This window comes from Ramlibacter humi (assembly GCF_004681975.1).
Classification (GTDB): domain Bacteria; phylum Pseudomonadota; class Gammaproteobacteria; order Burkholderiales; family Burkholderiaceae_C; genus Ramlibacter; species Ramlibacter humi.
In genome coordinates this window covers 13,316-36,717 of sequence record NZ_SMLK01000001.1, presented here as the reverse complement: position 1 = coordinate 36,717, position 23,402 = coordinate 13,316, and the positions used below count along the sequence as shown (strand labels likewise).

Annotated in this window: 23 protein-coding genes; 12 read left to right on the top strand and 11 right to left on the bottom strand. The window is 70.0% G+C overall.

Going from position 1 to position 23,402, the window contains the following annotated elements:
* The 4 genes from EZ216_RS00195 to EZ216_RS00180 all read left to right on the top strand — a co-directional run bounded on the left by EZ216_RS00195 (position 1) and on the right by EZ216_RS00180 (position 4,202).
* Positions 1-906 (top strand): transglutaminase family protein, encoded by a 906-nt coding sequence (locus tag EZ216_RS00195; RefSeq protein WP_135247561.1) that lies wholly within the window; start codon positions 1-3, stop codon positions 904-906.
* 41 nt (positions 907-947) lie between these two features.
* Positions 948-1,400: a RidA family protein gene (locus tag EZ216_RS00190; protein WP_135247560.1), complete on the top strand. Its 453-nt coding sequence runs from the start codon at positions 948-950 to the stop codon at positions 1,398-1,400.
* Positions 1,401-1,974: 574 nt separating this feature from the next.
* Entirely contained in the window at positions 1,975-3,537 is a 1,563-nt protein-coding gene (gene garD, locus EZ216_RS00185; RefSeq protein ID WP_135247559.1) for a galactarate dehydratase, read from the top strand.
* Between the two features lie 5 nt (positions 3,538-3,542).
* Positions 3,543-4,202 carry an NUDIX hydrolase gene (locus tag EZ216_RS00180; RefSeq protein WP_135247558.1) on the top strand — a complete coding sequence of 220 codons (660 nt, stop codon included), beginning with the start codon at positions 3,543-3,545 and terminating at the stop codon, positions 4,200-4,202.
* 148 nt (positions 4,203-4,350) lie between these two features.
* On the opposite strand, the gene EZ216_RS00175 is transcribed toward EZ216_RS00180, so the two are convergent.
* Entirely contained in the window at positions 4,351-5,325 is a 975-nt protein-coding gene (locus EZ216_RS00175) for an NAD(P)H-dependent flavin oxidoreductase (RefSeq protein ID WP_135247557.1), read from the bottom strand.
* 227 nt (positions 5,326-5,552) lie between these two features.
* Between EZ216_RS00175 and EZ216_RS00170 the strand changes: the two genes are divergently transcribed.
* A complete protein-coding gene (locus EZ216_RS00170) occupies positions 5,553-5,795 on the top strand; it encodes a hypothetical protein (protein WP_135247556.1) in 243 nt (80 codons plus the stop codon).
* Here EZ216_RS00170 and EZ216_RS00165 read toward each other — a convergent pair.
* From EZ216_RS00165 to EZ216_RS00145, 5 genes are all read right to left on the bottom strand, one after another.
* Positions 5,792-6,481, bottom strand: coding sequence for an ATP-binding cassette domain-containing protein (locus tag EZ216_RS00165; protein ID WP_135249069.1), 690 nt, complete (start codon positions 6,479-6,481; stop codon positions 5,792-5,794). The two genes, EZ216_RS00170 and EZ216_RS00165, sit on opposite strands and share 4 nt — an antisense overlap.
* Positions 6,481-7,215, bottom strand: coding sequence for an ABC transporter permease (locus EZ216_RS00160; RefSeq protein WP_135247555.1), 735 nt, complete (start codon positions 7,213-7,215; stop codon positions 6,481-6,483). Before EZ216_RS00160 ends, EZ216_RS00165 begins: the two co-directional genes overlap by 1 nt.
* 131 nt (positions 7,216-7,346) lie before the next feature.
* Positions 7,347-10,196, bottom strand: coding sequence for a formate dehydrogenase subunit alpha (gene fdhF, locus EZ216_RS00155; RefSeq protein WP_135247554.1), 2,850 nt, complete (start codon positions 10,194-10,196; stop codon positions 7,347-7,349).
* On the bottom strand, positions 10,186-11,994 hold the full coding sequence (locus tag EZ216_RS00150; protein ID WP_135247553.1) for an NADH-ubiquinone oxidoreductase-F iron-sulfur binding region domain-containing protein: 1,809 nt from the start codon (positions 11,992-11,994) through the stop codon (positions 10,186-10,188). The genes fdhF and EZ216_RS00150 overlap by 11 nt, the downstream gene beginning before the upstream one ends.
* A 25-nt stretch (positions 11,995-12,019) precedes the next feature.
* Positions 12,020-13,699 carry an OFA family MFS transporter gene (locus EZ216_RS00145; RefSeq protein ID WP_135247552.1) on the bottom strand — a complete coding sequence of 560 codons (1,680 nt, stop codon included), beginning with the start codon at positions 13,697-13,699 and terminating at the stop codon, positions 12,020-12,022.
* A 213-nt stretch (positions 13,700-13,912) separates the two neighbouring features.
* On the opposite strand from EZ216_RS00145, the gene EZ216_RS00140 reads away from it, so the two are divergent.
* Positions 13,913-14,806 (top strand): dienelactone hydrolase family protein, encoded by an 894-nt coding sequence (locus EZ216_RS00140; RefSeq protein WP_135247551.1) that lies wholly within the window; start codon positions 13,913-13,915, stop codon positions 14,804-14,806.
* Here the strand turns inward: EZ216_RS00140 and EZ216_RS00135 are convergent.
* Complete coding sequence (locus EZ216_RS00135) at positions 14,803-15,774, bottom strand: LysR family transcriptional regulator (protein WP_135247550.1); 972 nt, start codon at positions 15,772-15,774, stop codon at positions 14,803-14,805. The two genes, EZ216_RS00140 and EZ216_RS00135, sit on opposite strands and share 4 nt — an antisense overlap.
* Positions 15,775-15,918: 144 nt before the next feature.
* Here EZ216_RS00135 and EZ216_RS00130 point away from each other — a divergent pair, with 144 nt between their 5' ends.
* Complete coding sequence (locus EZ216_RS00130) at positions 15,919-16,314, top strand: cupin domain-containing protein (RefSeq protein WP_135247549.1); 396 nt, start codon at positions 15,919-15,921, stop codon at positions 16,312-16,314.
* Here the strand turns inward: EZ216_RS00130 and EZ216_RS00125 are convergent.
* Entirely contained in the window at positions 16,301-16,963 is a 663-nt protein-coding gene (locus EZ216_RS00125) for a Crp/Fnr family transcriptional regulator (protein ID WP_167772782.1), read from the bottom strand. The two genes, EZ216_RS00130 and EZ216_RS00125, sit on opposite strands and share 14 nt — an antisense overlap.
* Before the next feature lie 247 nt (positions 16,964-17,210).
* On the opposite strand from EZ216_RS00125, the gene EZ216_RS00120 reads away from it, so the two are divergent.
* Positions 17,211-18,032, top strand: coding sequence for a sensor histidine kinase (locus EZ216_RS00120; protein WP_167772781.1), 822 nt, complete (start codon positions 17,211-17,213; stop codon positions 18,030-18,032).
* On the opposite strand, the gene EZ216_RS00115 is transcribed toward EZ216_RS00120, so the two are convergent.
* Together EZ216_RS00115 and hisC are read right to left on the bottom strand one after the other, a co-directional pair.
* On the bottom strand, positions 18,019-18,972 hold the full coding sequence (locus tag EZ216_RS00115) for a Bug family tripartite tricarboxylate transporter substrate binding protein (protein WP_135247546.1): 954 nt from the start codon (positions 18,970-18,972) through the stop codon (positions 18,019-18,021). The two genes, EZ216_RS00120 and EZ216_RS00115, sit on opposite strands and share 14 nt — an antisense overlap.
* 26 nt (positions 18,973-18,998) lie before the next feature.
* Positions 18,999-20,006, bottom strand: coding sequence for a histidinol-phosphate transaminase (gene hisC / locus EZ216_RS00110; RefSeq protein ID WP_135247545.1), 1,008 nt, complete (start codon positions 20,004-20,006; stop codon positions 18,999-19,001).
* A gap of 165 nt (positions 20,007-20,171) precedes the next feature.
* Between hisC and EZ216_RS00105 the strand changes: the two genes are divergently transcribed.
* The 4 genes from EZ216_RS00105 to EZ216_RS00090 all read left to right on the top strand — a co-directional run bounded on the left by EZ216_RS00105 (position 20,172) and on the right by EZ216_RS00090 (position 22,638).
* Positions 20,172-21,005, top strand: coding sequence for a phytanoyl-CoA dioxygenase family protein (locus EZ216_RS00105; RefSeq protein ID WP_135247544.1), 834 nt, complete (start codon positions 20,172-20,174; stop codon positions 21,003-21,005).
* A gap of 90 nt (positions 21,006-21,095) precedes the next feature.
* On the top strand, positions 21,096-21,632 hold the full coding sequence (locus tag EZ216_RS00100) for a DUF4142 domain-containing protein (protein WP_135247543.1): 537 nt from the start codon (positions 21,096-21,098) through the stop codon (positions 21,630-21,632).
* On the top strand, positions 21,629-21,934 hold the full coding sequence (locus EZ216_RS00095) for a cupredoxin domain-containing protein (protein WP_135247542.1): 306 nt from the start codon (positions 21,629-21,631) through the stop codon (positions 21,932-21,934). Before EZ216_RS00100 ends, EZ216_RS00095 begins: the two co-directional genes overlap by 4 nt.
* The gene (locus EZ216_RS00090) at positions 21,931-22,638 is read left to right on the top strand and encodes an RNA polymerase sigma factor (RefSeq protein ID WP_135247541.1); all 708 of its coding nucleotides are present in this window, start codon (positions 21,931-21,933) and stop codon (positions 22,636-22,638) included. Before EZ216_RS00095 ends, EZ216_RS00090 begins: the two co-directional genes overlap by 4 nt.
* Here EZ216_RS00090 and EZ216_RS00085 read toward each other — a convergent pair.
* A complete protein-coding gene (locus tag EZ216_RS00085; RefSeq protein ID WP_135247540.1) occupies positions 22,628-23,359 on the bottom strand; it encodes a GntR family transcriptional regulator in 732 nt (243 codons plus the stop codon). The two genes, EZ216_RS00090 and EZ216_RS00085, sit on opposite strands and share 11 nt — an antisense overlap.
* Between the last annotated feature and the right edge of the window lie 43 nt (positions 23,360-23,402).

Below are 23,402 nucleotides of genomic sequence, written 5' to 3'. Positions count from 1 at the left end.
GTGCTGCTGCAAGTGGTTCACGAGACCGCGTACGACTACTCGCCCGCGGTGCGCACCGCGCAGCACATGGCGCACCTGCGCCCGCAGGACCGCGACGGCCAGCGGCTGCTGCGCCACAGCCTGGGCATCGAGCCCGAGCCGGTGCAGTGGAGCGAATCGCAGGACGCCTTCGGCAACACGCGCTGCTTCTTCGGCCTGCAGGCCGCGCATGAACACCTGCGCGTGGTGGCCGAGAGCGTCGTGTCCACCAGCGCGCACGAGCTGCCCGCCACCAGCCTGGCCTGGGAGGATGCGCGGGAGCGGTTGCGCTATCACCGCAGCGCGGAATACGACCCCGCGGCCGAGTTCCTGTTCGCGTCGCCTTACGTGCAGCGGCACGCCGATCTCGCGGCCTACGCGCGCGCCAGCTTCACGCCCCGGCGGCCCCTGGTGGATGCGGCGCGCGAACTGGCGCACCGCATCCACGAAGACTTCGCCTACGTCTCGCAAGCCACCGACGCCAGCACCCCCGCACTGGAAGCGCTGGCGCTGCGCAAGGGGGTGTGCCAGGACTTCGCGCACGTGATGCTGGGTTGCCTGCGCAGCCTGGGGTTGCCGGCGCGCTACGTCAGCGGCTACCTGCTGACCGAGCCGCCGCCGGGACAGGCGCGGCTGGTGGGCAGCGACGCGTCGCACGCGTGGGCTTCCGTGTACCTGCCGGCCGACGGCGGGCGCGGGCAATGGATCGAGCTGGACCCCACCAACGACCGCGTCGCGGGCGAAGACTACGTGCGCCTGGCCATCGGCCGCGACTACTCCGACGTTTCGCCGATGCGCGGCGTCATCCACGGCGGCGGGCACCACACGCTGCACGTCGCGGTGACGGTCGCGCCGGCGCGGGAGGAAGCGGCTGCCCTGGCCCAGTGACACAATGCCGCCTTTTCGGCCCACATGAACCTGGAGCAACGATGAGCGTCTACGACAAGCTGAAGCAACTGGGCATCGAACTGCCGCCCGTGGCCATCCCGGCCGCCGCCTACGTGCCTTTCGTGCGCACCGGCAACCTGGTGTTCGTGTCGGGCCACATCGCCAAGCGCGACGGCAAGCCCTGGGTCGGCCAGCTGGGCAAGACCATGGGCACCGAGGAAGGCAAGGCCGCCGCGCGGTCCATCGCCATCGACCTGATGGGCACGCTGCACGCCGCCGTGGGCGACCTGGGCAAGGTCAAGCGCATCGTCAAGCTGATGAGCCTGGTAAATTCCGCATCCGACTACACGGAGCAGCACCTGGTGACGAACGGGGCGAGCGAGCTGTTCGGGCAGGTGTTCGGGGATTCGGGCGCGCATGCGCGCAGCGCGTTCGGCGTGGCGCAGATTCCGCTGGGGGCCTGCGTGGAGATCGAGCTGATCGCGGAAGTCTGAAGGCTCATGGAGCGGCGCGCCAGGCGGTGCCCGGCCTGGCGCATGGAACCAGTGCGCGGGTTCCAAATGGCGTCATTCCCGCGAAGGCGGGAATCCATGGCGTCCGCATTCAACGGCCGTAGTGGAAGCGATGGATTCCCGCCTTCGCGGGAATGACGCCGTTGAGGGGCTGCGCGCTGCAGGTGCAATACCTTCTTTGAATCCGCACGCTGGTCCCAGCGCGGCGGGTGGCGCCTGGCGCGGCCGATTTTGGAAGCGCCGCCGAATTGGCCGAACCCGGGACAGCATCGCGCGCGACAGCGCGCGATGCGACTGTCCAACTAGCTCCGGCGAGTGTCTGAGTGACGCGCGTAGCGCGTCGACGAGTTGCGCCGGCCGTCCCGGGTTCGGCCAATTCGGCGGGAAGCCTGTGCGAGCGCCAGCGAAGCACGGCCGCTGGAGCATGAGGCCGCGCCGGGCGCCACCCGCCGCGCCCGCAGAGCCACCGCACCCGCACCCGCGCCACGCGCCCCCCGCCCCCGCCCCCCACCAAGGCTGCGCGACAATCATTCCCAGCAGCAGAGCGCCAGCAACCATGGACATCGCCCCCCGCCCTCCCCACACCATCCGCATGCACCCCGCCGACAACGTGGCCATCGTCGCCAACGACGGCGGCTTGCCGGCGGGCACCGTGCTGGCGTCGGGACTCGGACTGAAAGACAAGGTCCCCCAAGGCCACAAGGTCGCGCTCGTCGACCTGCCCGAAGGCACTGCCGTGCTGCGCTACAACGTCCCCATCGGCTACGCACTGAAAGACATCCCCGCCGGCAGCTGGGTGCACGAGCGCCTGCTTCGCATGCCCGAAGCGCGCGAGCTGGACGACCGCCTGCCCATCGCCAACGCACGCCGCGAACCGCTGCCGCCCTTGGAGGGCTACACCTTCGAGGGCTACCGCAATGCCGACGGCTCCGTGGGCACGCGCAACATCCTGGCCATCACCCAGACCGTGCAATGCGTGGCCGGCGTCACCGACTTCGCCGTGCAGCGCATCAAGGCCGAACTGCTGCCGCGCTACCCCAACGTCGACGACGTCGTGGCGCTGGAGCATGGCTACGGCTGCGGCGTGGCCATCGACGCGCCCGACGCGGTCATCCCCATCCGCACGCTGCGCAACCTGGCGCTCAACCCCAACTTCGGCGGCGAAGTGATGGTCGTCAGCCTGGGCTGCGAAAAACTGCAGCCCGAACGCCTGCTGCCGCCCGGCAGCATCCCGCTGAAAGACGAACGCGACGCCGGCCTGGACGTCGTGTGCCTGCAGGACGAACAGCACGTGGGCTTCATGTCCATGGTCGAGTCGATCATGAAGCAGGCGCAGCAGCACCTCGAACGCCTGAACGCGCGCCGCCGCGAAACCGTGCCGGCCAGCGAACTGGTGGTCGGCGTGCAGTGCGGCGGCAGCGACGCTTTCTCCGGCGTGACGGCCAACCCCGCCGTCGGCTTCTGCGCCGACCTGCTGGTGCGCGCCGGCGCCAGCGTGATGTTCTCCGAAACCACCGAGGTGCGCGACGGCGTGGACCAGCTCACCTCGCGCGCGGCCACGCCCGAGATCGCGCAGGCCATGATCCGCGAGATGGGCTGGTACGACGCCTACCTGCAGCGCGGCGCGGTGGACCGCAGCGCCAACACCACGCCCGGCAACAAGAAGGGCGGTCTTTCGAACATCGTCGAGAAGGCGATGGGCTCCATCGTCAAGTCGGGCAGCGCGCCCATCACCGGCGTGCTGTCGCCCGGCGAGAAACTGCGGACGCGCGGCCTGACCTACGCCGCCACGCCGGCCAGCGACTTCATCTGCGGCACGCTGCAGCTGGCCGCCGGCATGAACCTGCACGTGTTCACCACCGGCCGCGGCACGCCCTACGGCCTGGCGGAAGTGCCGGTCATCAAGGTCGCCACGCGCACCGACCTGGCCCGCCGCTGGCACGACCTGATGGACATCAACGCCGGCAAGATCGCCGACGGCGAAGCCACCATCGAGGACGTCGGCTGGGAGATGTTCCGCCTGATGCTCGACGTGGCCAGCGGCCGCAAGCGCACCTGGGCCGAGCAGTGGAAGCTGCACAACGCGCTGGTGCTTTTCAACCCGGCGCCGGTGACCTGAGCACGATGCAGCTGGACCAGGCCCTGCACGCGGCCGTTCATTCGCGCCTGCAGTCGTTCGAAGTGCAGTACGCCGCGGCGGGCGCGCACCACGCCGCTGCCGTCGTCGTCGCCCTGATGGAAGAAGGCCTGGGCACGGCGGTCCACGGCCTGGAAGCGCCGGCGCAGTGGAGCCGCGAAGCGGCCATCCTGCTCACGCGCCGCGCGGCCACGATGTCGCGCCACTCCGGCCAATGGGCGCTGCCTGGCGGCCGCCTGGACGAAGGCGAGACGCCGGAAGCGGCGGCCTTGCGTGAGTTGCGCGAGGAAGTGGGCCTGGTGCTCGAGCCCGAGGACATCCTCGGCCGGCTGGACGACTACGTGACGCGATCCGGCTTCGTCATCACGCCCATCGTCGCCTGGGCCGGCACGGCCACGGACCTGTTCCCGAACGCCGCCGAAGTCGGCAGCGTTCACCGGCTGCGCGTGCGCGAATTCATGCGCGAAGATGCGCCGTTGCTGGAACCCTCCGACGAACCCGGCCGTCAGATCCTGCGCATGCCCGTGGGGCGCCACTGGATCGCGGCGCCCACGGCGGCAGTGCTGTACCAGTTCCGCGAGGTGTGCATCGCGGGCCGAAGCACGCGCGTGGCGCACTTCGACCAGCCGGTGTTCGCGCGGCGTTGAGGGCGGCAGGAAGCGGACACCCTGACGCAGAGTTCCCAGAGGTGACGCGGAGACCGCGGAGGAAAACCATTGAAGGGTTTTCCTTGCTTGCTCTGCGTTCTCCGCGCTAGCTCTGCGACCTCTGCGCAAGGGAGTCCGCTTTCGGTCCCTATCCCAGAGCCCGCGCCAGCCGGTCGCGGATCAGCGACTCGGCCTCGGCCATGATGCGATCGATCAGTTCCTGGCAGCTGGGCACGTCGCGCACCAGGCCGGCCACCATGCCGCACGACCAGACGCCGGCGTCCATGTCGCCCTGCTGCATGATCTTCGGGTAGACGCCCGCCACCTCGCCGAGGATGTCCTCGAACTTCACCGAGGCGCCGAGGTCCTTTTCCTTTTCCAGCAGGCGGCGCGTGGCGGCGTTGTCCAGCACGCGCTCGGTGTTGCGCAGCGGGCGCATCACCAGGCGGGTGTCCAGCTCGGTGGCCTTCACGATCGCGTCCTTCACGTTCTGGTGCACCGGCGCTTCTTTCGTCGCGATGAAGCGCGTGCCCATGTTCATGCCATCCGCGCCCAGCGCCAGCGCCGCCACCAGCGATCGGCCGTCGGCCATGCCGCCGGAGGCCACGAACGGGATCTTCAGCTCTTCCGCGGCGCGCGGCAACAGGATGAAGTTGGGCACGTCGTCCTCGCCCGGGTGGCCACCGCATTCGAAGCCGTCGACGCTGACCGCGTCGCAGCCGATGGCCTCGGCCTTCAGCGCGTGGCGCACCGAAGTGCACTTGTGGATGACCTTCACGCCGGCTTCCTTCAGCGCGGGCAGCCACTTCTGCGGGTTGTTGCCGGCGGTCTCGACGATCTTCACGCCGCCTTCGACGATGGCGCGCACGTAGCCGGGGTAGTCGGGCGGCTTCACCGCGGGCAGGAAGGTGAGGTTCACGCCGAACGGCTGGTCGGTCATCGCGCGGCAGCGCGCGATCTCCTTCGCCAGGTCGTCCGGCGTGCGCTGCGTCAGGCCGGTGATGATGCCCAGCCCGCCGGCGTTGGACACCGCCGCGGCCAGCTCGGCGAAGCCGACGAAGTGCATGCCGCCCTGGATGATGGGGTGGCGGATGCCGAACAGTTCGGTGATGCGGGTCTTCATGGGGCGCTCCTCGGCGGTGGTTCGGCGCAATGTAGCAGCGCGGGATCGGCGGCGCCGACGCGCGGGCGACGCAACACATCCGTGTTCGAAGACGTAAGCGGCGCTTCGAATCCTTTTCGCCGGAGGCGATTTCTAACGCCTGGTTTCGACTGCATGGGAGGAATTCCCAAACCGCTGCGCTAATGCGGTCACCGCCGCGCAGACCCATGGCGGACACAGGAGCATCGATGACCCCGCAGGCAGTTCCCGTCCCCGTTCCCGGCCAACGCTATGTCGATCCTGCGGGCCTGCACTGGAAGGTGCAGGCGGTTCACCCGCTGCGCGGCGGCGAGACGCCCTACTACGCGGTGAGCCTGCGCTTCGGCCCCGAGCCGATCATCACGCTGTCCTGCTTCGAGTTCCAGCGCCTGCACGAGCAGCGCGAGCTGCGCGACCCGTCCGTGGTCATCGCGCGCCGCGGCCGGCGCTAAGCCATCTCGCCCTGCAGGAACAAGTCGGCTTCGCGGGACACCGAAGCCAGGCGGCCGCGGTCGAAGAACTCCGCCACCGGCAGATCGGCCAGCAGCCGCCCCTGCTCCAGGTAGGCCACGCGCGTGGCCAGCCGCTTGACCTGGCCCAGGTTGTGGCTGGCGAAGACCATGGTGGTGCCGGCCTGTGCGAAGCCGGCCATCAGCGCCTCCACCTCGCGCTTGGCCGGCGGGTCCAGGCTGGCCGTGGGCTCGTCGAGGAACAGCAGGTCCGGCTGCAGGCTCCACGCGCGCGCGAAAGCCACGCGCTGCTGCTGGCCCGCGGACAGGTGGCGCGCATTGCGCTGCGCCGCGCCTTGCAGGCCTACGCGGGCCAGTGCGGGCTCGACACGCCCCATCGCCTCGCGCCAGGGCACGCCCGACAGCCACAGCCCCAAGGCCAGGTTGCGCGCCACCGAAGTGCGCAGCAGGAAGGGCCGCTGGAACACCATCGCCTGCCGGATCGCCGTGTCGCGCTGCAGTTGCCCCGCCGCCACCGGCAGCAGGCCGTGCAGCGTCCGCAGCAGCGTGCTCTTGCCGCTGCCGTTGGCGCCGATCAGCGCCAGCCGCTCGCCGCTCGCCACGCGCAGCGACAGGCCATGCAGGATGGCCGCGCGGCCGATGGCCACGTCGGCTTGCCGCAGCTCGATCACGCGCCCACCTCGTGCATCGCCGCAGGGACGTCCGCGTGCGCCAGCCGCCAGCGCCGCATCAGCGCGATGGCCGCATTGAGCGCCAGCACGATGGCCAGCAGCACCACGCCCAGCGCCACGGCCAGCGGCAGGTCGCCCTTGCTGGTCTCCAGTGCGATGGCGGTGGTCATCACGCGCGTGAAGCCTTCGATGTTGCCGCCCACGATCATCACCGCACCCACCTCGGAGATCGCGCGGCCGAAGCAGGCGATCAGCACCGTGAGCATGGCGTAGCGCTCATCCCATGCCAGCAGCAAGCCGCGCAGCGCGCCGCCCGCGCCCAGCGATTTCAGCTGCTCGCCATGCGATTGCTCCGCGTCGTCCACCAGCTGGCGCGTCAGCGCCGCCGCGACGGGCAGCACCAGGATCGCCTGCGCGGCCACCATCGCCTTGAACGAGAACAGCCAGCCCAGCGACCCGAGCGGGCCCGAGCGCGAGAGCACCAGGTACACCAGCAGGCCGACCACCACGGAGGGGATGGCCAGCAGCGTGTGCAGCACCGCGAGCACCGCGCCGCGGCCGGCGAACCGCGCGACGCCCAGCCAGGCGCCGAACAGGCAGCCGACCGAGCACCCGATGGCGCAGGCCGTGGCACTGACGGACAGCGAGCGGCCGACGATGGCCAGCAGCTGCGGCTCGGCGCCGGCCAGCAGGCGGGCGGCAGTGGCGGCGACCTCGGTGAAGGAACTCATCGAGGCGGATTGTGAAGGAGTCCCTGGACGTGTCATTGCGGGCTTGACCCGCAATCCATCGCCGGAAAGACGGACCCGCGCAACCGCAGTCCAGGGGATGGATGCCGGGTCGAGCCCGGCATGACATGCGCTCAGACCGCGCCCGTGCCGTAGCCCGCCGGCGCGCGCGGCGTGCCACCCGGGACCACCTGCACGGCGCAGTACTTGAACTCCGGGATCTTGCCGAACGGGTCGAGCACCGGGTTGGTCATCAGGTTGGCCGCCGCCTCGTAGTAGGCGAACGGGATGAACACCGCGCCGGCGGGCGTGCCGTCGTCGCGGCGCAGGTGGATGGCCACCTCGCCGCGGCGCGAGCGCACCGTCACCACGTCGCCCGGCTGCAGCCCCAGCTTCTGCATGTCGCTGCCGTTCATGGACGCCGTCGCCATCGGCTCGATGGCGTCGAGCACCGCGGCGCGGCGGGTCATGCTGCCGGTGTGCCAGTGTTCCAGCTGGCGGCCGGTGATCAGCACGTACGGAAACTGCGCATCGGGCCTTTCGTCGGCCGGGATGATGTCAGCGGGCACCAGTTTCACGCGGCCGTCGGCCGTGGGGAAGCTTTCGGTGAACACCACCGGCTGGCCGGGGTCGTCTTCCGACAGGCAGGGGTACGTCACGCTGGATTCGCGCTGCAGGCGTTCCCAGGTGATGCCCTTGATGGCCGCGTGCATGGCCTGGCGCATCTCGTCGTAGATGGCGGCCACGCCGCACTCTTCGCCTTCGTAGTTCCAGTCCAGGCCGATGCGGCGGGCCATCTCCTGCAGGATCCACAGGTCGGGCTTCGCGTCGCCGGGCGGGTCGATGGCGCGCTTGCCCAGTTGCACCATGCGGTCGGTGTTGCTGACGGTGCCGGTCTTCTCCGGCCAGGCCGAAGCGGGCAGCACCACGTCGGCCAGCCACGCCGTCTCGGTCATGAACAGGTCCTGCACCACCAGGTGCTCCAGGCTGGCCAGCGCGTGGCGCGCGTGGTTCAGGTCCGGGTCGCTCATGGCCGGGTTCTCGCCCATGATGTACATGCCGCGGATCTTGTGCGGGTCGCTGTCGTCGGCCAGCGCCTTGTGCATGATCTCCACCACCGTGTAGCCGGGGCGGTCGTCCAGCGGCGTGTTCCAGAACTTCTGGAACCACTCGCGCGCGCCCGCGTTGTCCACCCGCTGGTAGTTGGGGAACATCATCGGGATCAGGCCCGCGTCGCTGGCGCCCTGCACGTTGTTCTGGCCGCGCAGCGGGTGCAGCCCGCTGCCGGGCTTGCCGATCTGCCCGGCCACGCTGGCCAGCGCGATCAGGCAGCGCGCGTTGTCAGTGCCGTGCACGTGCTGGCTGACGCCCATGCCCCATAGGATCATCGCGCCCTTGGCCGTGGCGTAGGCGCGCGCCACCTCGCGCAGCACCTGCGCGGGCACGCCGCAGATGGGCGCCATGGCTTCGGGGCTGTAGCCCTTCACGTTCTCGCGCAGCGCCTCGAAGTTGGCGGTGCGCTCGCGCACGAAGGTTTCGTTGGCCAACCCTTCCTCGATGACCGCGTGGATCAGCGCGTTGAGCATGGCCACGTCGGTGTCGGCCTTGAACTGCATCACGCGCCAGGCGTGGCGGCCGAGGTCGGTGATGCGCGGGTCGGCCAGCACGATCTTCGTGCCGCGCTTGGCCGCGTTCTTCATCCACGTCGCGGCCACGGGGTGGTTGGCCGTCGGGTTGGACCCGATGACGATGATGAGGTCAGCGTTCTCGACGTCGTTGACCTGGTTGCTCACCGCGCCCGAACCCACGCCTTCCAGCAGCGCCGCGACGCTGGACGCGTGGCACAACCGCGTGCAGTGGTCGACGTTGTTGCTGCGGAAGCCCGTGCGCACCAGCTTCTGGAACAGGTAGGCCTCTTCGTTGCTGCCCTTGGCGGAGCCGAAGCCGGCCAGCGATTTCGGGCCGTACTGGTCGCGCAGGCCGCGCAGCTTGCCCGCGGCGAGTTCGAGCGCCTCTTCCCACGTCGCTTCGCGGAACACCTCGCGCCAGTCCTGCGGCCGGGGCGCGGTGCCGTCGTCCTTGGGCACGCCCGCCTTGCGGATCAGCGGCCTGGTCAGCCGCTGCTCGTGGTGCACGTAGTCGTAGCCGAAGCGGCCCTTCACGCACAGGCGGCCGTGGTTGGCCGGCCCGTCGCGGCCGTCGACGCTGACGATCTTCCCTGCGCGCACGTTGTACGTGATGAGGCAGCCGACGCCGCAGAACGGGCAGACCGAGTCCACCTTGCGGTCCACCACCTGGCTGCCCACCATGGTCTTGGGCATGAGCGCGCCGGTGGGGCAGGCCTGGACGCATTCACCGCAGGCGACGCAGGTGCTGTCGCCCATGGGGTCGTCCAGGTCGAACACGATCTTGCTGTCCAGGCCGCGGCCGGCGTAGCCGATGACGTCGTTGACCTGCTCCTCGCGGCAGGCCCGCACGCAACGCGTGCACTGGATGCACGCGTCCAGGTTGACGGCCATCGCGGGGTGCGACACGTCGGGCGCAGGCTCGTCGCGGCGCAGCGCCGTGAGCTCGGGCCGCGGCGTGATGTCCAGGCGCGCGGCCCATTCACTCAATTCGCCGTGCTGGCCCGCGTCGCCGTCCCGATCGCCCTGAGCCTGGGTCCACTTGTACCCGCGCTCCGGCAGGTCGGCCAGCAGCATCTCCACCACCATCTTCTGGCTGCGCCGGGCGCGCTCGCTGGTGGCCTGGACGTCCATGCCGGGCGTCACCGCGCGGCAGCAGCTGGGGGCGAGCACGCGCTCGCCGGCCACTTCCACCACGCACGAGCGGCAGTTGCCGTCGGCACGGTAGCCTTCCTTGTAGCAAAGGCGCGGGATCTCCACGCCCAGGCGGTCGGCCGCCTGCAGGATGGTTTCGCCCTGGATGGCCTGGACGTCCTGGCCGTCCAGCTTGAAGGCGACGAGGGGCAGGTCAGATTTCATGGGCGAAGTGCTGCTGCACGCAGCGGATCGGGTTGGGCGCGGCCTGGCCCAGGCCGCAGATCGACGCGTCGCCCATCACGTTCGACAGGTCGTCCAGGGTGGCGTTGTCCCACCGCGGCGCGTCCATCAGCGCCGCTGCCTTGGCCGTGCCCACGCGGCACGGCGTGCACTGGCCGCAGCTTTCGTGTTCGAAGAAGCGCATCACGTTCAGCGCGGCATCGCGCGCGCGGTCGTGCTTCGACAGCACCATCACCGCGGCGGAGCCGATGAAGCAGCCGTGCGGCTGCAGCGTGTCGAAGTCCAGCGGGATGTCGCCCATCGAAGCCGGCAGGATGCCGCCCGAGGCGCCGCCCGGCAGGTAGGCATAGAACTCGTGGCCTTCCTGCATGCCGCCGCAGAACTCATCAATGAGTTCGCGCACGGTGATGCCGGCGGGCGCCAGCTTCACGCCCGGGTACCTCACCCGGCCGCTGACGCTGAACGAGCGCAAGCCCTTGCGGCCGTTGCGGCCGAACGAGGAAAACCACTGCGGGCCGCGCTGCACGATGTCGCGCACCCAGTACAGCGTCTCGAAGTTGTGCTCCAGCGTCGGCCGGCCGAACAGGCCGACCTGCGCGATGTACGGCGGGCGCATGCGCGGTTCGCCGCGCTTGCCCTCGATGCTTTCGATCATCGCGGACTCTTCGCCGCAGATGTAGGCGCCGGCACCGCGCCGCAGCTCGATGATGGGCGGCAGCGGGCAAGGCGGGTCGGCCCGCAGCTTCGCCAGTTCCTGCTGCAGCAGCGCGCGGCAGGCGTGGTACTCGTCGCGCAGGTAGATGTAGACCGCTTCGGTGCCCACGACCTGCGCAGCCACCAGCAGCCCTTCCAGGAAGCGGTGCGGATCGCGCTCCAGGTAGGTGCGGTCCTTGAAGGTGCCGGGCTCGCCTTCGTCGATGTTCACCGCGAACATGCGCGGCGCCGGCTGGTCGCGCACGATGCGCCACTTGCGCCCGGCCGGGAAACCGGCGCCACCCAGGCCGCGCAGGCCCGAGTCTTCCATCGCCTTTAGCACTGCTTCGTGCCGCACCTGGCCGCTGGCCACGGCGGCAGCCAGCGCGTAGCCGCCATTGGCGCGGTACGTCGCGTAGTCGGTGTACGAGGGAATCTCCTGCACCTGCCCCACCGGCGGCGAGACGCTGCCGTTGACGCAGGCCACGGGATCGAACGCCGCCACGGCTTGCGGCGGCTGCGCGTCGATGCGGCCGCGCCGCGCCACCTGCGCCACCGTTTCCGGTGTCGCGAATGGCACGGCCGATTGGTGCACCGCGACCGCGGGCGCCTGCTCGCAGCGTCCCAGGCAAGGCGCGGCTTCCACGCGCACCTCGCGGCCAAGCAGCGCCGGCAACCGGTCGAGCAACGACCGCGCGCCCGCCATCTCGCACGAGAGGCTGTCGCACACGCGCACCACCAGGGCCGGCACGGCTTCGCCCGCCTCCACCACCTCGAAGTGGTGATAGAAGGTGGCCACCTCGTAGATCTCGGCCATCGGCACGTTGATCTCGCGAGACAGCGCCACCAGGTGCGGCGCGCGCAGCGCGCCGAACGTGTCGTTCAGCCGGTGCAGGTACTCGATCAGCAGGTCGCGCCGCCAGCCTTGCGCCGGCGGCGGGCCGAGGCAGCTTCGCACCTCGGCCTGGGCCTGCTCGTCGGGTTGCCGCCCTTTCAGGCGGCTCTTGCGGCGGATGCGCTCTCGCAGCTGGTCGGCCGTGGCCAGCGCCACGGCCTGGACCTGCTCGCTCGGGACAGGATGGTTCATCGGACGCCCGATTGTCCTCTCATGGTCAGCTGAAGAACTTGGCGGCGGCCAGCAGCGTGCGGTACGTGCCCCACGCGAGTGGGATGCCCACCACCAGCCAGGCGAACCAGACCTTGGCCACCGGCGTGGCTTCCTGGTTCCTGCCGGCGCCGGCCATGCCCGCCTCGGCGGCGGCAGCCTTCTCGTGAGCCAGCTGCTTCTCGCGCGCCAGCTCGGCGTCGGTCATGAACCACTTGTCGGCCACCGGGCGGATCATCAGGTTGCAGACCAGGCCGATGACCAGCATGCCCACCAGGATGTACATGGTCTGGTTGTAGACCTGCTCGCGCGGGATGCCCATGCTGAGCTGGTATTCGCGCATGTAGTTGACGACCACCGGGCCCAGGATGCCCGCCGTGGACCAGGCCGTCAGCAGGCGGCCATGGATGGCGCCCACGAACTGGGTGCCGAACAGGTCGGCCAGGTAGGCCGGCACGGTGGCGAAGCCGCCGCCGTACATGGACAGGATGATGCAGACCGCGCCCACGAAGGCCAGCTTGCTGCCCGCCGCGGCCGAGCCCGGCAGGCTGGCGTACAGCACGCCGCCCAGCACGAAGAAGATCGTGTAGGTCATCTTGCGGCCGAACTTGTCGGACATGCTGGCCCAGAAGAAGCGGCCCGCGATGTTGAACAGCGACAGCAGCGCGGCGAAGCCGCCCGCCACCGTGGCGATGGCCGCCAGCTGCGTCTTGTCGAGCTCGGTGAACTTCCTGGCCACGCCGATCAGGCTGCCGCCGAACACTTCCTGCAGCATGGGCGACGCCATGCCGATCACGCCGATGCCCGCCGACACGTTCATGGTCAGCGCCAGCCACACCAGCCAGAACTGCGGGATGCCCCACACCTTCTTCACGTGCACGTGGCGCTGCGTGATCATGGCGTCGCTCGTCTGCGCCGCGGGCGGCGTCCAGCCGGCCGGCTTCCAGCCCGTGGGCGGCACGCGGTAGCCGAAGGCGCCGCCGAGCATGAAGACGAAGTAGACGATGGCCATCACGACGAAGGTCTCGAACACGCCGTTGGTGGTGGGCGTGGCGAAGTGCTTCATCAGGTCCACCGCCAGCGGCGAGCCGATCATCGCGCCGCCGCCGAAGCCCATGATGGCCATGCCGGTGGCCATGCCGCGCCGGTCGGGGAACCACTTGATGAGCGTCGACACGGGCGAGATGTAGCCCAGGCCCAGGCCGATGCCGCCGATGACGCCGGAGCCCAGCACCATCATCCAGAACTGGTGGGTCTTGATGCCGATCGCCGAGATCAGCATGCCGCCGCACCAGCACAGCGCCGCGACCACGCCGGCCTTGCGCGGTCCCGCGCGTTCCAGCCAGCCGCCCCAGATGGCGGCCGCGCAGCCGAGGAAAACGAAGTACAGGGTGTACATCCACCCCAGCGTCGACACCTGCCAGTCGCAGCCGGTCGCGAACAGCTGCGCCCAGAAGCCCACGTCCTTGCCGCATGCCGCGCCGGTGCCGGCCAGCTGCAGTTGCCTGGACAGCGGCAGCCAGAACACCGAGAAGCCGTAGGCCATGCCGATGCACAGGTGGATGGCCAGGGCCGCCGGCGGGACCATCCAGCGGTTGAAACCGGGTCCCGCGATGATGCGTTCCTTGTCCAGCAGCCCGGGGGCCTTGTCCCCGTAGCCCCGGACGTCTCCAATGACGCTTGACATGCTTTTGTCTCCGTTCCGATATGCAGGGTCGCGCCTGACTTCGAGCGCGCGCGCAGTGTGGAAGTGCGGCTGAGACAGCGTCAAATTGAATCGGCGCATGTCCCGATTCAAGCCATGAATGACGCACCGCACCAGGCATGCTTTCCGGCTATCGGCGGCGTTCACGTCCGCTCGCTATGCTGGGGGCCTCACCCGTTGCCAAGGAGACCTTGCATGCCGCCCCGCCTCACCGCCCAGGACTTCGACCAGGACCTGCTGATCCTCTTCGACGCATACGTGCACGGCGACGTGGACCGGCGCGGGTTCCTGAAGGGCGCGCAGCGCTTCGCCAAGGCCGGCGTCACCGCGGCGGGGCTGCTCGCCGCCCTGAGTCCGGACTTCGCGCTCGGGCAACAGGTGAAGCCCGACGACAAGCGGGTGAAGACCGAGTGGGCCACCCTGCCCTCGCCCGCCGGCTACGGCCAGGTGCGCGGCTACCTCGCGCGGCCCGCGGCGGCCGGCGCGAACAAGTTGCCTGCCGTGCTGGTCATCCACGAGAACCGCGGGCTGAACCCGCATATCGAGGACATCGCGCGCCGCCTGGCGCTGGACGGCTTCATGGCTTTCGCGCCCGACGCGCTGTTCCCGCTGGGTGGCTATCCCGGCGACGAGGACAAGGCGCGCGAGAAGTTCGGCACGCTCGACCAGGCGAAGACGCGCGAGGACTTCCTCGCCGCCGCCGCGTGGCTGCGTGCCCGGCCGGACGGCAACGGCAAGATGGGCGCGGTGGGCTTCTGCTGGGGCGGCGGCATGGTGCACTGGCTGGCCACGCGCCTGCCCGACCTGAATGCGGCGGTGCCGTTCTACGGCAACACGCCCGCGCCGCAGGAGGCCGCCAAGGTGCGCGCCCCGCTGCTGGTGCAGCTGGCCGGAACCGACGAGCGCATCAATGCCGCGTGGCCCGCGTACGAAGCGGCGCTGAAGGCGGCCGAGGCCAATTTCCAGGTGTTCCAGTACGCCGGCACGCAGCACGGCTTCAACAACGACACCACGCCGCGCTACGACGCCGCGGCGGCCAAGCAGGCCTGGGACCGCACCATCGCCTTCTTCAAGGCGCACCTGGCCTAGGAACCGGGGGGCTTCGCCCGACCGCCGGCGGTGAGCAGGCCCGAGTGCGCGGCGGCGTGCCGCAGCCACTCGCCGTCCTGCGCCATCGCCAGCGCCGCGTCCAGCGCGCGCGAGGGCCGCACGCCGGCCTGCGCCATGAAACCGATCGGCGTGCGCACGTCGGGCTCCACCAGCGGCAGCGCTTCCAGTTCGCGGTAGCCGAGCACCGCGCTCACCAGCGCGCCAGGCATCACGGTGCAGATGTCGCCCGCGAACACCGACAGCGGCAGTGTGAGGATGGCGTTGGTCTCCATCGCCGGCTTCACCGGCGCGCCGGCGGTGACGAAGGCGCTGTCGATGATGGTGCGGTTGTGCATCTCCGGCGTCAGCATGACCAGCGGGAAGGCCGCTGCATCGCGCCAGCGCATCGGCTTGCCGATGCGCAGCTGCGACGGGTGCGGCTTCTTCGCGCGGCGCAGCAGGAAGTAGTGCTCGGTGTACTGCGGCCACGCCTTCAGCTGCGCGCCGGTGAGCTTCATGCGCTCCGTGTAGCCCAGGGCCAGGTCCAGCGACAGCCGCTCCAGCCCGGCTTCCAGCTCGCTGGAGCTGAGCGACAGGATGCTGGGCACGATGCCCGGATGGCGCGCCTGCAGCCGCGCGGCGAAACGCGACAGCACCGGCATCGCCGTCGGCACGGCGCCGATGCGGATGGGCCCGCGCGGGCGGTCCGCCTCGCTGCCCAGTTCCTGCCGCAGCACCGTGTGCTCGCGGACCATGCGCTGGGCGGTCGCGAGCACGCGTTCGCCCTCGGGCGTGAGGCCGGCGTAGTTGCGGCCGCGCTTGATGATGACGACGCCGAATTCGTCCTCCAGCGCCTTCATCGCGTTGGACAGCGCGGGCTGCGTGATGTGGCAGGCCAGTGCCGCTCGGCCGAAGTGGCGGTGCTCGCTCAGCGCGATCAGGTAGCGCATCGACGCCAGCAGGTTCATGCGCGGATGATGGCATGGCTCAGCCGGCGGCCAGCCCAGCGGTTCCACCCACGCGCATCGGCCGTGGCCTACAGCCGCCCCGCGCGCGAACCCGTAGCCTTGAGGCAGGCGCCGCCGCGCCACGAATGACACGGAGAGAACGCCATGGCCCTGCCGCATGCCGGCCTGCTGGACATCATCAACGTCGCCCCGCTGGGCCAGGCGCTCGGCCAGGCGGTGAGCACCAGCCTGATCAAGACTTCGCGCGTGCAGCTGCTGCACCTGGTGCTGCGCGCGCACCAGGACCAGCCGCAGCACCACGTCGCCGACGAATGCACCGTGCACTGCCTGGAGGGGGAAGTCGAGGTGGTCACGCCCGGCGGGGTGCGCCAGCTGCGGCCGGGCAACGTGCTGGTGCTGCCCGCGGCCGAACCCCATTCGCTGCGGGCGAGGACCGACTGCGCGGTGCTGGTGACGCTGATCCTGCGGGACGGCGACGCGGGCGACGGCGGCGGCAACGGCAGCCGCACCCTGCGCGGCGAAAAGGTCAGCCCGTCGTGACGGCGGGCTCGGGCGGCATGTGGGGCGCCAGCGCCGCGCTGCGCCAGCAGCCGCACGACATCTCCTCCAGCCCCTGCCTGTCCAGCACGCGGATGTGGCCGCGGGTGTAGCGCACGTAGCCGCGCTCCTGCACCCTCATCGCCGCCTGGCTGATGGTCTCGCGCCGCAGGCCGAGCAGCCGGGCGATCAGGTCGTGCGTCATCGACAGCTCGCCGTGCGCGCCGCGGTCCATGACGAGCAGCAGCAGCGAGCAAAGCTGCGGCGCCGGGGCGTGGTGGCGGTTGCACAGCGCGATCTGCCATGCCTGGCCGAGCAGGTTGCCCGACCAGGCCAGGATGTTGCGCCGCACGGAAGGGCAATGTTCGAAGGCGTCCTGCAAGGGCTGCGCGTTGCAGCGCAGTGCCAGCCCCCCCGCCAGCACCAGCGCGGTGGACCGGTGCGGCGCGCCGAAGCACGCGCCAAGGCCGAGCATGCCGTCCCAGCCCACCAGGCCGACCTGCGCGCTGGCGCCTTCGTCGTCGGTGTGCAGCAGGCTCACGACGGCGTCGACCGGGAAATAGATCACGCGCACCGGCCGGCCCGCGGCCGCGATGATGCTGCCGGTGGGCAGGTTCACCGGCTCCAGCTCACTCTCGAGGCTCTTTTGCAACTCGGCTGGAAAGCTTTGCAGCAAAACGTTCCCCCAGGGCGCGCGCGCTCCCTGTCCTGACGGCTGCTCGGGCATTGTTCTTCTCCTCGTGCCGTTGCCGGAACAGCGAAGGGTACTGCCAAGGCCGGAAGAAACAAGCGCCATTCCTTACAAGCACATACAAATCGTATGGCATTGCGTGATCATGCGCACTGACGGAATCGCACAGTCACATACATCCTACGAGCCACTTCCTCAGGAGCGACACATGCATAACCACCATGATGCCCAGACGCTCGACATCCAGCAGGAACTGCGCACCCGTTCGGCCCAGGCGGCCCTGGACCGCGCCGCCCGGGACAGCGAGCGGAAAGACGTTTTCATTGCCACCGTCGCACACGAGCTGCGAAACATGATGGCTCCTTTGGGCGCTGCGCTTGAAGTCATCGACCGCAGCCGCACCGACCCCAAGCTGCTCGACCGCGCGCTGCCGGTGGCCCGCCGGCAGGTGCGGCACCTGTCGCACCTGGTCGAGGACCTGCTGGACATCGGCCGCATCGTCAACGACCAGGTCCTGATCGAGCGCAAGCCGCTGTCGCTGCGCCAGGTGGCGGAAGACACCGCCGCGGCCTGCGACCCCATGTTCGGCGAGCGCGGCCAGCAGCTGCTGCTGGACCTGGGCGAGGACGCGGCCTGGGTGCGCGGCGATGCGCTGCGCTGGACCCAGGTGATCACCAACCTGCTGCACAACGCCGCCAAGTTCACCCCGGAAGGCGGCGAGGTGCGGCTGCAGTTGCGCGCCGGTCCGAAAGCATCGTGGTGCGAGCTGCGCGTGGCCGACACGGGCCGGGGCCTGGCCCGGGCCGAGCTGGAATCGGTGTTCGGCATGTTCAGCCGGGGGCAGCGCAGCCACCAGCGCACGGGGCTGGGCATCGGCCTGGCGCTGGTGCGCCGGCTGGTGGAACTGCACGGCGGCACCGTGCATGCGGAAAGCTCGGGGCCGGACCGCGGCACGACCTTCGTCGTGCGCGTGCCGCTGCTGCCGCAGGCGCCCCAGCCCGCGGCGGCCCTGTGCATCAGTCCGGTTTGAAGCCGGAAGCCTTGATCGGCGCTTCCCAGCGCTTCAGGTGCGCGACCTGGATGGCGGCCAGCTCGGCCGCCGGGCCATGGTTGGGCACCAGGCCGTACGAATAGATCTTCTCCTGAACGTCGGGCTGCTTGAGCGCCTCGGCCGCCGCGCGGTCCAGGCGCGCCACCAGGTCCGGCGCCATGCCGGGCGGGCCGTACAGGCCGAAGTAGGCGTCGGCGGCGACGTTGATGCCGATTTCCTTGAGGGTCGGCACCTCGGGCAGCGCCTTGTTTCGTGTCTCCCCCGTGACAGCCAGGATGCGCACCTTGCCGGCCTTGTGGTGCTCGATGGTTTCCGAAGCGGTGTCGACCATCAGCGGGATCTGGCCGCCGATGAGGTCCTGCGCGGCCGGTGCGCCACCCCGGTACGCCACGTGCGTGAGCGGGACGCCGGTGGCCTGCGCCAGCAGCTGGCCGGCGAAGTGCGGCACCGTGCCGGCGCCCGAAGTCCCGTAGCTGGCCTTCGAGGGATTGGCCTTCATCCACGCCAGCACCGTCTTCAGGTCGCCGGCCGGCGCGCCCGGGCCGGCGGTGATGGCGAAGTCGAACGTGCTGACGCGCGAGATGGGCGTGAAGTCCTTGATCGGGTCGTACCCCAGGTTGTTGTAGATCCAGGGCGCGATGACCATCGCGCCGCTGGGCGACAGCAGCAGCGTCTGGCCATCGGGCGCGGCCCGCTTCACTTCGTTCAGCACCACGCGGCCCGCGGCGCCCGGCTTGTTGTCGATGATGACGTTCTGGTTGAGCGTCACGCGCATCTTCTCGGCCATGAGGCGAGCGATGACGTCGGCCGAGCCGCCGGGCGGGAACCCCACCAGGATCTTCACGGTGCGGTCTTGCGCAAAGACCGCGGGCACGGCCAGCGTGGCGGCCGCGGCGGCGGCGAAGTGGCGGCGTTTCATGGCTTGTCTCCTGGTTGGATGAAAGTTCAGGCCGTCGGGGAAAGCTTCAGCGCGCCCAGGGCCTGCAGCACCTGCGCGTTCTGGTCGGCCAGGCCGGTGCTGATGCGCAGCCAGCGCGGCAATCCGTAGGGCTCCAGCGTCGAAACGAGGATGCCCCGCTGCGCCAGGGCGCGCGCCACCGCGGCGCCGTCGCCCACCTCCACCAGCACGAAGTTGCCGGCGGAAGGCAGCGCCCGCAGGCCCAGTTGCGCGAAGCCCCGGGACAGCTGCGCCATGCCCTGCCGGTTGGTTTCGCGCGTGCGCTCGAGGAAATCTTCGTCGGCCAACGCCGCGGCGGCGGCGGCCAGCGCGGGCGTGGTGACGTTGAAGCGCGGACGCAGCGCGTTCAGCCGCGCCGCCAGCGCCGGCTGCGCGATGCCGTAGCCGACGCGCAGGCCGGCCAGGCCGTAGGCCTTGGAGAAGGTGCGCGCGACCAGCAGCTGGGGCAGGCGTTTCGTCCAGCCGACGGCGTCGTAGCGCTGCTGCGGTTCGAGGTATTCCGTGTACGCCTCGTCGAGCAGCACGGCGCAATGGCCGGGCACCCGCTCCAGAAAAGCGAGGAGCTCGGACCCTTCGATGAAGTTGCCGGTCGGGTTGTTCGGGTTGGCCACGTAAACCAGCCGCGTGGACGCATCGATGGCTTCCAGCATGGCGCGCAGATCGTGACCGAAGTTGCGCGCGGGCACGACCACGTGTTTCGCGTGCACCAGCCGCGCGGCCTGCGTGTAGACGATGAAGCCGTATTGCGAGGAGACGATGCCCTCGCCCGGGCGCACGAGCGCCTGCGCGGCCATGGTGAGGATCTCGCTGGAGCCGCTGCCCAGCACGATGCCTTCTTCGGGCACCTGCAGCCGCTGCGCGAGCGCGCGGCGCAGCACGGTGCCGTTGGCATCGGGGTAGCGGTCGGCGCCGGACAGCACGCGCGCGACCGCCTCCCGGGCGGATGCGGGCAGGCCCAGCGGGTTTTCGTTGGCGGCGAGCTGGAGCGGTGTCATCGTGATTTATTTAAGACATTCAATATTGCCAGCCCATCGGTGGTGGGGCATTCGGGTGGACCCTGCCCCGGTGCCGCGAAATAGTTCCGCCATCCACCGGGCGAGTCCCGATGCCCGGCCGTGCGGCCGCGCCTAGAGTGATCCGCAACCACACGGGAGACAGTCATGCCGTCGGTGCTCGGTCCGCAGCAGGTCGCCGAATTCGGAGCCAAGGGCTTCACCTATGCCCGCGGGCTGTTCGCGCCCGACGAGGTGGACCTGCTCACGCAGGCGATGGAGAAAGACCCGGCGGTGCGCGACGCCATCCTCGATCGCCGCGACGTGGAAGGGCGCAGCACGCGCATCGCGTTGTGGAACCGCGCGGGCGACAGCGTGTACGGCCTGGCCGCGCGCTCGCGCCGAATGGCCGACACCGCCGCGCAACTGCTGGGCGGGCCGGTGTACCACTACCAGTCCAAGCTCACCGCCAAGGAACCCAAGGTGGGCGGCGCGTGGGAATGGCACCAGGACTACGGCTACTGGTACTACACCGGCTGCCTGCGCCCCGACATGCTGTCCGTGATGATCGGGCTGGACCGCACGACGCGGCAGAACGGCTGCCTGCAGATCGCGGTGGGCTCGCACCGCATGGGCCGCATCGACCACACGCCGCTGTCGCCCACGCAGAACGAAGTGGACCCGCGCCGCATGGAACCCATCCTGGAGCGCTGCGCCATCGAGTACTGCGAGCTCGGACCCGGCGACGCGCTGATCTTCCACTGCAACGCCATCCACCGCAGCGACGCCAACCACTCCGACGCCCGGCGCTGGACCCTGCTCGTCTGCTACAACCGGACGGACAACGACACGGTCTGGAAGAGCGACGACCGCTACCACGTGCCGCTGGACGTGGTGGACGACGGCGCCATCCGCCGCGCCGGCCTGAAGTTCGCGGGCGACGGCAACGCCGAGCACTTCACCAGCCGGCCTTACGTCCCGGACGTGCGCAAGGCGGCCTGAGCCGCTGCCCATCCATGCCGGCCACGGCCGCGCGGGAACGCCGGCGGAACTCGTGGCGTCCACCCTCCTGCAATCCCACAGGAGCAACCCATGAGCAAAGCATTCCAGGCCACCGCCCTTTGCGCGGCGCTGTTCACCGCCGGCTTCCTGCCGCCGGCCCATGCCCAGCAACAGGGACCCAACGATGCGCAGATCGCGCACATCGTGGTCACCGCCGACCAGGTCGACATCGACGCCGGCAAGGTCGCCGAGAAAAAGGGCTCGACGGATGACGTGCGCAAGTTCGGCAAGCAGATGGTCACCGACCACACCTCGGTCAACCAGCAGGCCGCGGCCCTGGCCAAGAAGCTCAAGCTCAAGCCCGAACCCAACGACACCAGCGCCAGCCTGAAGAAAGGCGGCGACGAGAACCTGGCCAAGCTGAAGGACCTGAAGGGCAAGGAATTCGACAAGGCCTACGTCGACAACGAAGTGACCTATCACCAGGCGGTGATCGATGCCGTGGACAAGACGCTGCTGCCTTCGGCGAAGAACCCCGAGCTGAAGTCGCTGATCGAGAAGGTGCGGCCCACGCTGCAGGCGCACCTCGAGCACGCCCAGCACCTGCAGGCGCAGTTGGGCAAATGAGCCCGCTCCGCGCCGCCGCCGCGGTGGCTGCCGCGCTGCCGCTGCTGGCGGCCGCGGCCACCCACACCGTCACCATCGAGAACATGAAGTTCCAGCCCGAAGCGCTGCAGGTGAAGAAGGGCGACCAGGTCATCTGGCTCAACAAGGACCTGGTGCCGCACACCGCCACCGCGGCCGGAAAGTTCGATTCCGGCGCCATCGCCAGCGGCAAGTCGTGGCGCTGGACCGCGAAATCGGCCGGCACGGTCGCGTATGTCTGCACCTACCATCCCGGCATGAAAGGCTCGGTGACGGTGAAATGAGCGCGGTCCCCGGACTCGCCCCGGCCGCCGGCGGCGACGAAGCCATCGCGGCGGGCGTGCGCGCGGGCGACGCCGCGGCCTTCGAAAGGTTGATGCGGCAGTACAACCGCCGCCTGTTCCGCACCGCCCGCGCGCTGCTGCGCGACGACGCCGAAGCCGAGGACACGCTGCAGGAAGCCTACCTGCACGCCTTCCGCGCCATGCATTCGTTTCGCGGCGAAGCCAGCCTGGCGACCTGGCTGACGCGCATCGTGGTGAACGAAGCCATGTCGCGCCTGCGCCGCCAGGCGCGCCGCCACAACATCGTCCCCATCCACGCCGGCGCCACGCTGCATGGGGACGAAGGGGAGCCGGACGCCATGAACGAGGAACCGGGCGGCAACTCCGCCGACGCGCCGGACGAAGCACTGGGCCGCGCGGAACTGCGCACGCTGCTGGAACGCAAGATCGACGGCCTGCCGCAGGATTTCCGCGCCGTGTTCGTTCTGCGCGCGGTGGAGGAACTGAACATCGAGGAGACGGCGCAGTGCCTGGGCATCCCGCAGGCCACCGTGCGCACCCGCTACTTCCGCGCGCGCGGGCTGCTGCGCGAGGCGATGGCGCAGGAGCTGGACTTCGCCGAGCGCGACGCCTTCCGCTTCGACGGCGCGCGCTGCGACCGCATCGTCGCCACCGTGCTGCGGGCGGCCGAAGCTAGCCGGTGAAGTACTCCGGGTGCGCCTTCGCGATGGCGTCCAAAAAAACCAGCGGCGAATGGATATGCACCTGCATCGCCTTGGCGGCCGCGCGGCCGTCGCCGCGCACGATGGCGTCGACGATCGCGCGGTGGTGGTCGATGGCGATGCGGTGGCTGCCCACCGTGGGGATCGCCAGGTGCCGGATGCGGTTCATGCCCGTGCGCGCCAGCCGCAGCGAGTTCCACGCATGCGGGTGGCCGGCCAGCTCCAGGATCGCGTGGTGGAACTCCTCGTCGGCCGACAGGTGGCTTGAGTAGTCCTTGCGCGCGGACGCGCCCGCCTGCCACTGCACGATCTGCGCAAGCTTCTTCTTCTGCGGCAGCGGCGCCGCGGCCGCCAGTTCCGCGGCGCGGCATTCGATGGCTTCGCGCACGAAGATGGCGTCGGCGATCTTGCCCCGGTCCAGCCGCGAGACGAAGGTGCCCCGCTGCGGCACCGCCTCCAGCAGGCCTTCCACCACCAGCTGCCGGAAGGCTTCGCGCACCGGCGCGCGGCTCACTTGCAGCTGCTCCGACACGGCCTGCTCCGACAACGCCATGCCCGGCACGAAAGTGCAGTCGAGGATGGCGGTGCGGATGGCGTCGTACACGCCGCGGCCGATGGCGCCGCGTGCCGCGCCGGCGGCGGGCGCGGGCGCTTTCGCTGGCGCGCTGGCAAGGCCGGGGATCTGCGGTCGGGTTCGGGGCATGGGGAAAACGCGGAGGATTATCGCCGGTGGCCAGATGCTAGGA